Source organism: Cellulomonas shaoxiangyii (assembly GCF_004798685.1).
Lineage (GTDB): Bacteria > Actinomycetota > Actinomycetes > Actinomycetales > Cellulomonadaceae > Cellulomonas > Cellulomonas shaoxiangyii.
This window is the reverse complement of record NZ_CP039291.1, coordinates 1,407,186-1,419,230: the sequence shown is the minus strand read 5'-3', so window position 1 is coordinate 1,419,230 and position 12,045 is coordinate 1,407,186. Positions and strand designations below refer to the sequence as shown.

Here is a 12,045-nt window from a genome sequence, read left to right as displayed (position 1 = left end):
ATGTAGCCCCGAAGTGTCAACGACGCGTTACGGGAGGACCGCGCTCCCCCGTGCGGCGCTGCGCGCGTCCGTGCAGGTCGGGGTCGCGGGGGCGCCCGTGCCGCGCACGACGGACCGTGTCCGCGGGCCGCGCTGCGCGGGTCGGCGTGCGCGTCGCTAGGCTCCCGGCGTGCGCGCTGCCCGGTGGACCTCCCTGCTGCGTGCCGTCGTCGACGCGGTGCGCCCGTCGACCGGCGCGCCCGCCCGACCGCGGCGCCCCGCGACGGCGCGCCCGGGTGCCGCGCGGGCCGGCGACGGGGCGCAGCGGACCGTCCGCCCGACGTGGGCGCCGGCGGCCGACGGCGAGCCGGACCCGGGCGAGGTCGTCTGGGCGTGGGTCCCGTACGAGGACGACCCCACGCAGGGCAAGGACAGGCCGGTGCTCGTCCTGGCCCGGGAGGGCCGCACGCTGGTCGCCCTGATGCTCAGCAGCCAGGACCACGACCGCGACGCGGCCGACGAGGCGCGGCACGGCCGCGTGTGGACGGACGTCGGCACCGGCGGGTGGGACCCGCGGGGCCGTCCCAGCGAGGTGCGCCTGGACCGCGTGCTGCGCCTGGGTCCGGAAGCGGTGCGGCGGGAGGGTGCGGCGCTCGACCCCGAGGTCTTCGACCGGGTCACGCGTGCCGCCGCCCGCCTGCACGGCTGGTAGGATCGTGATCCGCGTGTCCGCCCGGGTCGGCGGACACCTGCGCAGGCCGTTCCCCGCGGGTACCCCCACGCCCCAGTCCCGGCGCTGCGCACGCCCTCTACGACCTGTCAGATCGCTTCGGCGACCACACCAGAGAGTCCACACGTGGCGAACATCAAGTCCCAGATCAAGCGCATCACGACGAACGAGAAGGCGCGCCTGCGCAACAAGGCCGTCAAGTCGGAGCTGAAGACGTACGTGCGTCGCGTCCGCGAGGCCGTCGCCGGCGGCGACAAGGACACCGCGGCTGCGGCCCTCGTCACCGCGTCGCGCAAGCTCGACAAGGCGGTCTCGAAGGGCGTCATCCACGCCAACCAGGCAGCCAACCGCAAGTCGGCGCTGGCGAAGGCCGTCAACGGTCTCTGACGACCGGGACCCGCGGACCGTCACGGTCCGGCGCGGGTCCGGCGGCACCGCCGCACGCTCGACGAACGAGGGCGTCACCCGCAGCTGCGGGTGACGCCCTCGTTCGTGCTCGGGCACGTCCGCGGCGCACGGGCGGGCGCGAGCCGTCGCACCGCCCGTGCCGGTCAGCCGGCGACCGGGTTCAGCCCAGCGACCACGTCTGGTGCGGCGTGCCCGTCGGCAGCGACGGCTGGAAGCCGGCCTCACGCAGCGCGCGGTCGTACGCACGCGCGGCCTCGTCGACCTCGCCGCGCCGCAGGTAGCGGTCACCCAGCTCGCGCCACACGCCGGCGGAGTGCCGCGTCGCCGCCATCATGCCGAGCATGTCGGCGCCCCAGCGGTACGCCGCAGCAGCCCCGTCCTGGTCGCCGCGGGCCGCGAGCACGTCGCCGAGCGCGAGGTGCGCCGTCGCCGCCTCGAGCCGAGGGGCCTCGCCGAGCGCCGTGAGCGCCGCGTGCGCGTCCGCCTCCGCCTCGTCCACGTCGCCGAGGAGCAGGTGCGCGCGCGAGCGCTCGACCTGCAGCCGCGCGACGTCCAGCTTCGAGCCCGCCGCGGACAGCCCGGGCTCGGCGAGGTCGATCTGGTCGAGCGCCGCCTTGGGGTCCGCCGGCTCGGAGCGCAGCAGCAGCCACGCGTAGTTCACGCGCAGACGCGGCAGGTCCCGGTCGGGCTCCCCCTCCGAGAGCAGCGCCAGGGCGCGCTCGGTGTAGCGCTGCGCGAGCTCGTAGTCGCGCCGCTGCTCCGCGACGAGCGCCGCGTTCCAGTAGACCGACCCCCGGCCGCGCGGCGTGCCGAGCGACTCGGCGAGGCGCACGAGCTCGGCCGCGCGGTGCGTCGCGTACAGCAGGTCGCCGCGCTCCACGTACGCCCACAGGACCGTCGACGCCAGACGCAGGTGCTCGTCGGTTCCGACGAGGTCCGCCCGGTCGAGGTCCCCGAGCGTGCGCTCACCGACCTCGACGGCGCGGTGCAGGTCGCCCGCCTCCAGGTAGCACCCGACGAGCGCGGTGGTCAGCACCGCGGCGCGCAGCTGGTCGTTGCGCCCCTGGGTCTCGGCCAGCAGCGGCTCGAGGATCGTGATCGCGGCCTCGAGGTCGCCCGTCATCTCGTGCGCGCGGGCGAGGGTCGTGAGCGCCTCGGACCGCAGCGCGGGCGTGATGACGGACAGGTCGAGCCCGGAGATGCGGTGCACCGCGCCCGGCGCGTCGCCGCTGGCCAGGTCGAGCCGCGCGTAGTCGAGCTCGAGGCGGGTGCGGGCCTCGTTGGGACCGTCGTCGCCGTGCTTGAGGAACTCGAGCGTCGTGCCGAGCCGCTCGGCGAGCACCGTGAGCGCGGCGTCGGTCGGCTCCCGGTGGCCGGCCTCGATGAGGGAGATGTAGCTGGGCGAGAAGGCGTTGCCGGCGAGAGCGGTCTGCGAGAGCCCTGCTGCCAGGCGCGCCTCGCGCACACGGTCACCGATGGTCGTCATGAGATGTCATCTTACGTATGACGACCGTGTACGCCAGACCAGCACCACGGTGAGTCGCGGCGTGCACGGCGTGGCGGCAGCGGCGCACCGTCCCGCGCGGCACGTGCGCGGCCGGGCGGCACGGTGGGGGCACGCCGGAGACCCGCGCGCGCCCCACCGGCGGGTCACCGGGTCAGACGGCGTCCTTGCAGCAACCGGTGCCGTTGAAGGACACCGAGAAGGCCGTCCCGGCCGGCACGGCGGTCGCGAGCGAACCGGCGAGGACGAGGGCGGCGAGGGCAGTGGCGACGGACTTCATGTCGTACTCCTGTCAGGGCTCGGCGCCTGGGCGGGACTCGAGACGTCCTCTCCAGGCCGGGGACGCCGCCGCAAGGGTGACACACCGGGCATGTCCGCGGGAACCTCGGCGACGCCCCGGAGCACCGCCGGCGGATTCCACCCCCTCGCGGGGCGATCACACGGTGAGACATGTGGTGTCATAGTCGCCATGACACCCGACGGGCGCGAGTCGACGCTCGCGCGGCTGGGGGCCGCCGTCGACGCGGCGATCCCGCACGAGCTGCGCCGCGCGTGGGACGAGCACGTCGCCCACCAGCCGGTGCTCGTGGCGCGTCAGGGCATCTACTCCGGCCACGGACGCCCCTTCGCCTACCAGTTCTCCTACCGGGCCCCCGGGCACCGCGCCGACGTGGCCCGCGGCTGGGGCGCGCGGGACCACGAGCGTGCGACCCAGCACGTGCTGCGCGCGACGTTCGGCCGGGCCGACCTCGAGGGCGTCGCGCACGGCCGCCTCCTGTTCGTCCGGTGCCCGCGCGCGCACCTCGTCGGCGAGCTCGAGGTCCCGGCACGTCCGGACCGGCTCGTCCTCGAGGTCAGCGCCACGACGGAGGTCGACGCCCCGGTCCTCTCGGGGATCCGCCGTCTGCGCGAACGCGGCTTCCGGATAGCGGTTCCGTCGTTCGTGGACCACCCCGACCAGCGCCGGCTCCTCCCCCACGCCGACTTCGTGAAGATCGACGTGCGCGACCTCGACGTCGAGGGACACCCCGTCGTCGGCGTCGCCCGGTCCTTCGGTGCCGTCCTCATCGCCGAGTACGTCGAGTCGACCCGGACCCTGCGCCATGCGCGCGACCTGGGCATCGCGCTGTTCCAGGGCAACCTCATCGAGCGTGCCGACGTGCTGGACCGGGCCGGCGCCCGCCTCGTCGGCCGCTGACCGCGCGACAGCCCGTCCCGCCGCACGCGTTCTGCCGTACCGTCACCCCGCCGGACGGCGGCCCGTCGTGACCACGAACGGGGAGGGCGGTGCGGTCAGCGGTCCACCGCCGCCGCCACCCGCAGCACCGCCCGCTCCACCGCGAAGCGCGGGTCGCGGCCCTCGCCCTTGACCTCCGCGTCCGCCTGCGCGACCGCCGAGATGGCCGTCGCGAGACCCTCCGGGGTCCAGCGCCGCAGGTCCGCCGCCGCCCGGTCGACCTGCCACGGCGCCATCCCGAGCTCGCGCGCCGCCGCGGCACCGCGACCGCGCACCGCGCCCACCTTGGCGAGCGTCCGCAGCCGCACGGCGAGGGCCGCCACGATCGGGACCGGGTCCAGACCCGTCGCCATCGCGTGCCGCAGCAGCGCGACGGCCCTCCCCGCCTCCCCGGCGACGGCCGCGTCGGCGACCTGGAAACCCGTCGCCTCGACACGGCCGCCGTGGTAGCGCTGGACCGCCTCCTCGCCGATGAGGCCCGTCGTGTCCGCCACGAGCTGCGCGCACGCCGCCGCCAGCTCCCGCAGGTCCGAGCCCACCGCGTCCACGAGGGCGCGGACCCCGCGGGCGTCCGCGCGGCGACCGGCACGGGCGAGCTCGTCCTGCACGAAGGACGCCTTGTCGGCGTCCGACTTCACCGACTCGCACGCGACGGTCGGGACGCCCGCTGCCCGCGCCGCGTCGAGCAGCCGCTTGCCCCGCATGCCGCCGGCGTGCCGGAGCACGACGACGACGTCGGTCATCGGCCGTGCCACGTACGCCTCGGCGTCGACCAGCAGAGCGTCGCCGGAGCGCTCGACGCCCTCCACGAGCACGACCTTCCCGTCCGCGAACAGGGACGGGCTCGTGAGCACCGCCAGCTCTCCCGCCGCGTACTGCGCGGCGTCGACGCGGACGACCTCCACATCGGGGTCCGTCTCGCGCACGCGCGCCACGATGCGCTCCGCCGCCCGCTCGGCGAGCAGCTCCTCCGGGCCGGACACGAGGACGACCGGAGCCGGTGACGCCTGCGTCCACGGCACCCCGGCGACTGCGGGGCCGCGGGACGCGCGTCCCGCGGAGGACGAGCGCGCGGACGAGCGGGACGAGGAGCGGGCGGGCACGGACCCAGTGTGCCGGACACCGCCGACACCGCCCTCCGCGCCTGCCGCCCGGGGCTCCCCGCCGTGCCGGGCGCGGCGCCGTCAGCCGCGGTGCTCCCGGCGCAGGAGCAGGACGGCCGCCGCGGTCGCCGCGAGCACCGCGGCGACCGCCCCGACCGGTCCCGGCAACCACGCCAGGGCGGCGCCGGGCAGCCCCGCACAGACCCGGGCCACCGCGCCCATCCACCAGCACGCGGCCCCCGCCACCGCCGCCAGCACCCCCGCCGCGGCCGGCCACCACGCCGCGACGGCGACCGCGGCGAGCCCCAGCACGGTCGCCGGGGCGACGACGGGCGCCGTCAGCACGTTGGCCGCCACGGACCACGCGCCGAGGCTGGGCCACAGCGCGAGCACCACGGGCAGGCAGCCGAGCTGCGCGGCCACGGGGGCCGCCAGCACGACGGCGGCGCCCCGCCCCCACCACCCCGACCACCGTTCGACGAGCGGCGGCCCGAGCGCCACGAGCCCCGCCGTGGCCCCGACCGACAGCGCGAACCCCGGCGCGACCGCGAGCCACGGGTCGTGCACGAGCAGGACGACGACGGCCGTGCACAACGCCGCCGGACCGACGGGCCGGCGGCCGGCGAGCAGGGCCACGAGGCCGACGGCGCCCATGACGGCCGCCCGCACGACGCTCGGGTCCGGTCCGACCACGAGCACGAGCCCGACGCCCACCGCACCGACCGCGCCCGCCCGGACGACGCGCGGGGCATCCACGGCCGCCGTCGCCGCGAGCGCGAGCGCGCCCAGGAGGGCGAAGTGCGCCCCCGACACCGCGGTCAGGTGCGCGAGGCCGGCCGTCCGCATGGCGTCGCGCAGGTCGACCGGGATCGCGCCCGTGTCGCCCACCGTCACACCCGGCAGCAGCGCGCCGGCGTCGCCCGGCAGCGCGCCCGCCAGCGCGCGGGCGTGCCGGCGGGCCGCTGCGGACCACGCGAACCAGGGACGTGGCCGTCCGAGCAGCTCGGGCGCAGCACGCGCCGTCACGCCGACGGCCGCCCGCTCCCCAGCCGGCCGCGTCGCCGCACGCCCCCGCACGGCGACGTGCGCGTCGACGTCGACGGGCTGCGTCCCGGCGGCCTCGTCCCCGGCCGGGTCACCGGCCGGGTCACCGACCGGGTCACCGACCGGGAGGAGGACCTCGACGTGCACGCCGGCGGCGAGGAGCGCCCCGCTGCTCGTCAGGCGCACCTGCTCGGCCGCCACGGTCACGAGCAGCCGGGGTGGGGCACCGGCGGCACCGGCGAGCACGCGCGGCGGGACGGCGACCCGTCCAACGACGTCGACGACCACCCCGGCCCGGGCCGCGTCCGCGAGCGCGGCCGGTGCCGCGGCATGCCGCTGGACGGCTCCCGTGGTGAGCACCGCGACGCCGACGACGACCGCGAGCGCGGCGGCCGGGCGCACGCCGGGCGGCGGCACGCGAGCACGGGCGGGGCGCGACACGGAGCCGGGGGCAGAGCTGGGGGCGTGGCTCGGGGCGTAGCTCGCGGCGTCGCGCAGCACCCGCACGACGGCCAGGCCGAGCGCGCAGAGGACGGCCAGACCCCACGCGGTGGCGGACCCGACGGCGTCGGCAGGGACGAGCACGATCAGCGCCGCAGCCCCCCACGCCGTCGCCGCCGGCGGCAGCAGGCGCAGGTCGACGCGGCCCGCGGGCGTCGTCACACCCGGACGAGCGGACGCAGCCGCTCGAGCACCGCGGGGCCGATGCCGCTGACGTCGTCGAGCTCGTCGACGGAGGTGAACGGCGCACGTGCGCGCCGGTCCAGGATGCGCTGCGCCAGGACCGGGCCGACGCCGGGGAGCCCGTCGAGGGTCGCGAGGTCGGCCGTGTTCAGGTCGACGGTGCCGGCACCACCCGTGCCGCCCGACGCCGCCTCGTCACCCGTGCCCGGGGCGCCCGCGGACGGCGCCGGCACCTCCCCGACGCGGGGAACGTGCAGCTGCTCGCCGTCGACCACCGTACGCGCGAGGTTCACCGCGGCGAGGTCGGCGTCCGGGGTGCTCCCGCCGGCCGCGGCGACGGCGTCGGCGACGCGCGCGTCGACGGGCACCGTGACCAGGCCCGGTGCGGCGACCGCCCCCACGACGTGGACCACGGCGGGCGCCCCGGACGCCGCCGGGGTGGGCGTCACACCGGCCGCCGGCGTCCCGCCCGGCGGGGTCGCCTCCCCCGCGGCCGCCGTCCGCTCCGCCCCGGCGGCGGTCGCCCGCGGGCGCGGCAGCTCGACCGGCACACCCTCCGGTGCCGTGGAGGCACGCAGGGCGACGCCGCCCGCGAGCAGGGTGACCGCCAGGGCCGCGGCCGCGGCCGCGCGCGGTGCGACCGCCCACCGGGTGCTGCCCCGGGGCCGCGCGGGATCCGCGCCCGGCGGCCGTCCGGGATCCTCGCCCGGCGGCGGTCCGACCCGACCCGCGGCGTCCGCGAGGGCGTCGAGCGTCGCCGCCCGGCGCACCCGTGCGTCGACCCGCGGGCCGGCGCCGGGGTCGGGTTCGGGGTCGGCGTCGTGGCCGGCGCGCGCGTCCCCGCCCCACGCGGCGGCGCTCCCGCCGGGGACGCCCTCCGGCCGTGGGGTCCAGCCCGCGGCCGGCGCGGCCGGCGAGGCCGCCCACCGTGCCTCGGCCGTCGCGGGGCCGGCCGCCGAGCCCGGCCCGGTGGCACGCCACCGGTGCGACCGCCAGGACGGAGGCCCCGCGTCCGGGACATCGGCCCGCGCGCCCGGGGGCGGCGGTACGGACGCACCGGACCGGTCCCGCGCGCGGGGCACCGACGGCGGCCGGCCACCGGCGGGCCCGGCGACGCGGCGGCGGTCTGTCGTCCGCTCGGCACCGCCGGCCAGCGCGGCGAGGCGGTGCGCCACGGCGGGCTCGGGTCTGTCGCGGGAGGGCACGGCGTCACGCTAGGCAGGGCGCTCGGCATGCCTGCCGGGAGCAGCCACCCGGCGGTGCGCGGGCCCCGGGCGGCCAGGGCTGGGGTCGGCTCGCGCGGGTCGCGTCCGGCGGCGGACCGGACCGCGGCGACGACGTGCGCGGACAGGCGTCGTTCAGGCCTCCGCGGTCACGCCTCCGCGGCCAGGCCTACCGGTCGGGACTCCGCGGTCAGGCGTCCGCGACGACGACCGCGAGCAGGCCCGGTCCGGCGTGCGCGCCGAGCACCGCACCGGCACCCGCGACGACGACCTCGACGGCGTCGTCCGCGCGCTCCGCGAGCCGGGCGGCGAGCTCGTGGGCGGCGCCGGGGTCACCGGCGTGGTGCACCCCGATCCGGACCGCGCCGCGCCCGGCGAGCTCCGTGGCAGCGACGTGCTCGAGGCGCTCGCGTGCAGCTCGGCGGGTGCGCACCTTGTCGGCGACGACGACCCGGCCGTCCTGCACGGCCAGCAGCGGGCGCAGGCCCAGGACGGTCCCGAGCGCGGCGGCCGGTGCGCTGAGCCGCCCGCCGCGCCGCAGGTGCTCGAGCGACTCGACGAGGAACCACGTGCGCGTGCTCGCGGCGGTGACGGCGGCCGCCGCGGCGACCTCCGCGAGGTCCGGCCACACCGGTGCGGGCGGGCGCCGGCGCCGCGGCAGGCCGCCGGACGCGCGCCGGCGCGCGCGCACCTCGTCGGCGGCCGGGTCGGGCACGGCCGCGCCCGCGCAGCGGGCCGCCGCGAGCGCCGCGAAGCCCAGGCCGAGCGCGACCGTGCCGGAGTCGACGACGCGGACGGGGACGGGGCTCACCGTCGCGGCGGTCCGCGCGGACCGGACGGTCCCCGACATCTCGCCCGACAGGTGCACCGACACGATCTCGCGCGCCCCGGCCGCCGCGGCGCGCTCGTAGGCGGCCGCGAACGCGGACGGCGGCGGCTGCGACGTCGTCACGCGGGCGCCACGCTCGAGCGCGTGGAGCAGCTGGGCGGGCGTGACGTCGACGCCCTCGACGTGCCGTGCCCCGTCGATCGTCACGTCGAGGGGCACGACGGTCAGGCCCGCCGCCGCCGCGAGGGCGGGCGGCAGGGCCGACGTCGAGTCCGTGACGACCGCGACCCGGGGCGGGTGCGGCGCGGCGTGCCCGCTCAGGCGGGCACCACGTTCACCAGCTTGGGCGCGCGCACGATGACGGTCCGCACGCCGCGTCCGTCGAGCGCGCGCTGCACGCCGGCGTCGGCGAGCGCGATCTCGCGCAGCTCGTCCTCACCCACGGACGCGGGCACCTCGGCACGGCCACGCACCTTGCCGGCCACCTGCAGGACGCACGTCACCGTCTCCTCGACGAGGTACGCGGGGTCGGCCTCCGGGAAGCGCGCGTGCACGACCGAGCGGTCGTGGCCGAGCCGCTCCCACAGCTCGTCGGCGATGTGCGGCGCGACGGGCGCCGTCATCACCACGAGCGCCTCGACGGCGGCGCGCGGCGCCCGCTCGAGCGTCGTCAGGTGGTTGTTCAGCACGATGAGCTTGGCGATCGCGGTGTTGATGCGCATCGCCTCCATGTCGTCACGGACGTCGGCGACCGTGCGGTGCAGCAGGCGCAGCGTCTCGGTCGACGGGGCGTCGTCCGAGACGACCAGCTCGCCCGTCCGCTCGTCGACCACGTTGCGCCACAGCCGCTGCAGGAAGCGCTGCGCGCCGACGACGGCGCGGGTCTCCCACGGACGCGACAGGTCGAGCGGACCCATGGACATCTCGTACACGCGCAGAGTGTCGGCGCCGTACGCCTCGTACATCTCGTCGGGGGCGACGGCGTTCTTCAGCGACTTGCCGATCTTGCCGTACTCGCGGTGCGCGGGCTCGCCCTCGTGGCTGAAGCCGGTGGGCGACGCCTCGTCCTCCACGACCTCCGCGGCCGGCACGTACACGCCACGCTCGTCGGTGTACGCGTAAGCCTGGATGTAGCCCTGGTTGAACAGCTTGTGGAACGGCTCGGCGCTGCGCACGTACCCCAGGTCGTACAGCACCTTGTGCCAGAACCGCGCGTACAGCAGGTGCAGCACGGCGTGCTCGACCCCGCCGACGTAGAGGTCGACGCCGCCGACCGAGCCCGCCGGCTGGTGCCCGTGGCCAGGGCCGAGCCAGTACTGCTCGAGCTCGGGGTCGACGATCACGTCGTCGGAGCGCGGGTCCAGGTAGCGCAGGTGGTACCAGCAGGAGCCCGCCCAGTTGGGCATGGTGTTGGCGTCCCGGCGGTACGTCCTGGGCCCGTCGCCGAGGTCCAGCTCGACGTACAGCCACTCCTCGTTGCGGCCCAGGGGCGGCTCGGGCTCGGAGTCCGCGTCGTCGGGCGCGTACGTGCGGGGCGAGAAGTCGGGGACGTCGGGCAGCTCGACCGGCAGCGCCGACTCGGGCAGCGCGATGGGCGTGTCGTGCTCGTCGTACACGATCGGGAACGGCTCGCCCCAGTACCGCTGGCGGCTGAACAGCCAGTCGCGCAGGCGGTACGTGACCGCCTTCTCCCCCACGCCCCGCTCGGCCAGCCACGCGACGATGCGCTCCTTGGCCTCTGCGACCGTCAGCCCGTTGAGGTCGACCTCGTCGTTCGCGGAGTTGACGACCCGCCCGTCGCCGGTGCGTGCCCCCTCCGGCGTGCCCTCGGGTGCGTCGATCGTGTGCACGACGGGCAGCTCGAAGGCCTGCGCGAACGCGAAGTCCCGCTCGTCGCCGCCGGGCACGGCCATGATCGCGCCCGTGCCGTAGCCCATGAGGACGTAGTCGGCGGTGAAGACCGGCAGCAGCGCGCCGTTCACCGGGTTCACGGCCAGGTGGCCGGTGAAGACGCCGGTCTTGCGGCCGGCGTCCTGCTGACGCTCGACGGCCGTCTTCGCGGCGGCCTCGGCCCGGTACGCGGCGACCGCGTCGACCGGCGAGGCGTGGCCTCCGGTCCATGCGTCCCGCGTGCCGTCGGGCCACGCCGCCGGCACCTCGTCGAGCAGCGGGTGCTCGGGCGAGACGACCATGAAGGTGGCGCCGAACAGCGTGTCGGGGCGCGTGGTGAAGACCTCGACCGCGTCGCCGCCCTGCACCGCGAAGCGCACGCGGGCGCCGGTCGACCGGCCGATCCAGTGCCGCTGCATCGAGCGGACCTTCTCGGGCCAGTCGATGCGGTCGAGGTCGTCGGTCAGCCGGTCGGCGTACGCGGTGATGCGCATGTTCCACTGCCGCAGGTTGCGCTGGAACACCGGGAAGTTGTCCCGCTCGGACCGCCCGTCCGCGGTGACCTCCTCGTTCGCCAGCACGGTCCCGAGCCCGGGCGCCCAGTTGACCGGCGTGTCCGAGAGGTAGGCGAGGCGGCGGCTGTCGACGACGCGCCGGCGGGCGGCCGGGTCGAGGTCGGCCCACGTCGCCCCGGCGGGCACGCCCGGCACGTCGGCCGGGACGGGGCGCACGCCCTGCTCCAGCTCCTCGACCAGCTCGGACACGGGGCGCGCGCGGCCGCGGCCGCCGTCGGGACGCACGGCGTCCTCGTCGTACCAGGCACCGAACACCTGCAGGAAGATCCACTGCGTCCAGCGGACGTAGTCGGGGTCGATCGTGGCGAACGACCGGCGCGGGTCGTGCGCCAGGCCCAGGCGGCGCAGCTGGCGCTGCATGATCGCGATGTTCGCCTCGGTGGTGGTCCGGGGGTGCTGGCCCGTCCGCACGGCGTACTGCTCGGCCGGCAGGCCGAAGGCGTCGAACGCGAGCGCGTGCAGCACGTTGTCGCCGCACATGCGCCGGTACCGGCCGACCACGTCGGTCGCGATGTAGCCGAGCGGGTGGCCGACGTGCAGACCCGCACCCGAGGGGTACGGGAACATGTCCATGACGTAGAACGGGCGCGCCGCGGGATCGGCGTGGTTGCCCTCGCCGTCCGTGAGGCGGCCCGACGGGTTCGGCGTGAAGAACGTGCCGCGGCGCTCCCACTCGTCCTGCCAGCGCAGCTCGATCTGCTCGGCGAGCGCGGCGGTGTACCGGAACGGGACGTCGTCGGGGGTGGTCGTCGGGGCCTGGCTCATGAGGGGGTCCTTCACCGCGGGATCGTCGGGGGTCAGCCGGCACCACGCACACCGCGACGAGTGACCGGCCTAGG

Annotated in this window: 10 protein-coding genes; 3 read left to right on the top strand and 7 right to left on the bottom strand. The window is 77.3% G+C overall.

All coding sequences use genetic code 11. The features are described 5' to 3' along the window. The first annotated feature begins 169 nt into the window (after positions 1 to 169). Both E5225_RS06405 and rpsT read left to right on the top strand, forming a co-directional pair. Positions 170 to 691: a type II toxin-antitoxin system PemK/MazF family toxin gene (locus E5225_RS06405; RefSeq protein WP_244243688.1), complete on the top strand. Its 522-nt coding sequence runs from the start codon at positions 170 to 172 to the stop codon at positions 689 to 691. A gap of 144 nt (positions 692 to 835) precedes the next feature. Beyond that, positions 836 to 1,096, top strand: coding sequence for a 30S ribosomal protein S20 (rpsT, locus tag E5225_RS06400; protein WP_135975376.1), 261 nt, complete (start codon positions 836 to 838; stop codon positions 1,094 to 1,096). A gap of 181 nt (positions 1,097 to 1,277) precedes the next feature. Here rpsT and E5225_RS06390 read toward each other — a convergent pair whose 3' ends face one another. Continuing rightward, positions 1,278 to 2,603, bottom strand: a complete 1,326-nt coding sequence (locus tag E5225_RS06390) for a helix-turn-helix domain-containing protein (RefSeq protein ID WP_166436062.1) — start codon at positions 2,601 to 2,603, stop codon at positions 1,278 to 1,280. A gap of 172 nt (positions 2,604 to 2,775) precedes the next feature. Further along, positions 2,776 to 2,901 (bottom strand): hypothetical protein, encoded by a 126-nt coding sequence (locus tag E5225_RS18105; protein ID WP_279536570.1) that lies wholly within the window; start codon positions 2,899 to 2,901, stop codon positions 2,776 to 2,778. A 189-nt stretch (positions 2,902 to 3,090) separates the two neighbouring features. Between E5225_RS18105 and E5225_RS06385 the strand changes: the two genes are divergently transcribed. Continuing rightward, complete coding sequence (locus tag E5225_RS06385) at positions 3,091 to 3,819, top strand: EAL domain-containing protein (protein WP_135975372.1); 729 nt, start codon at positions 3,091 to 3,093, stop codon at positions 3,817 to 3,819. Between the two features lie 95 nt (positions 3,820 to 3,914). On the opposite strand, the gene holA is transcribed toward E5225_RS06385, so the two are convergent. The 5 genes from holA to leuS form a co-directional block, all read right to left on the bottom strand. Further along, entirely contained in the window at positions 3,915 to 4,880 is a 966-nt protein-coding gene (gene holA, locus E5225_RS06380; protein ID WP_135975380.1) for a DNA polymerase III subunit delta, read from the bottom strand. A gap of 162 nt (positions 4,881 to 5,042) precedes the next feature. Next, positions 5,043 to 6,668 carry a ComEC/Rec2 family competence protein gene (locus E5225_RS06375; RefSeq protein ID WP_135975370.1) on the bottom strand — a complete coding sequence of 542 codons (1,626 nt, stop codon included), beginning with the start codon at positions 6,666 to 6,668 and terminating at the stop codon, positions 5,043 to 5,045. Beyond that, entirely contained in the window at positions 6,665 to 7,894 is a 1,230-nt protein-coding gene (locus E5225_RS17880) for a ComEA family DNA-binding protein (protein ID WP_244243687.1), read from the bottom strand. The genes E5225_RS06375 and E5225_RS17880 overlap by 4 nt, the downstream gene beginning before the upstream one ends. A gap of 208 nt (positions 7,895 to 8,102) precedes the next feature. After that, a complete protein-coding gene (locus tag E5225_RS06365; protein ID WP_136225359.1) occupies positions 8,103 to 9,062 on the bottom strand; it encodes a DegV family protein in 960 nt (319 codons plus the stop codon). Beyond that, on the bottom strand, positions 9,059 to 11,971 hold the full coding sequence (gene leuS, locus E5225_RS06360; RefSeq protein WP_135974971.1) for a leucine--tRNA ligase: 2,913 nt from the start codon (positions 11,969 to 11,971) through the stop codon (positions 9,059 to 9,061). The genes E5225_RS06365 and leuS overlap by 4 nt, the downstream gene beginning before the upstream one ends. Positions 11,972 to 12,045: the final 74 nt, after the last annotated feature.

Coding starts and splice junctions, on each gene's coding strand:
- leuS (WP_135974971.1), bottom strand. CDS start 11,971: ATGAGCCAGGCCCCGACGACCACCCCCGACGACGTCCCGTTCCGGTAC.
- E5225_RS18105 (WP_279536570.1), bottom strand. CDS start 2,901: ATGAAGTCCGTCGCCACTGCCCTCGCCGCCCTCGTCCTCGCCGGTTCG.
- E5225_RS06385 (WP_135975372.1), top strand. CDS start 3,091: ATGACACCCGACGGGCGCGAGTCGACGCTCGCGCGGCTGGGGGCCGCC.
- E5225_RS06390 (WP_166436062.1), bottom strand. CDS start 2,603: ATGACGACCATCGGTGACCGTGTGCGCGAGGCGCGCCTGGCAGCAGGG.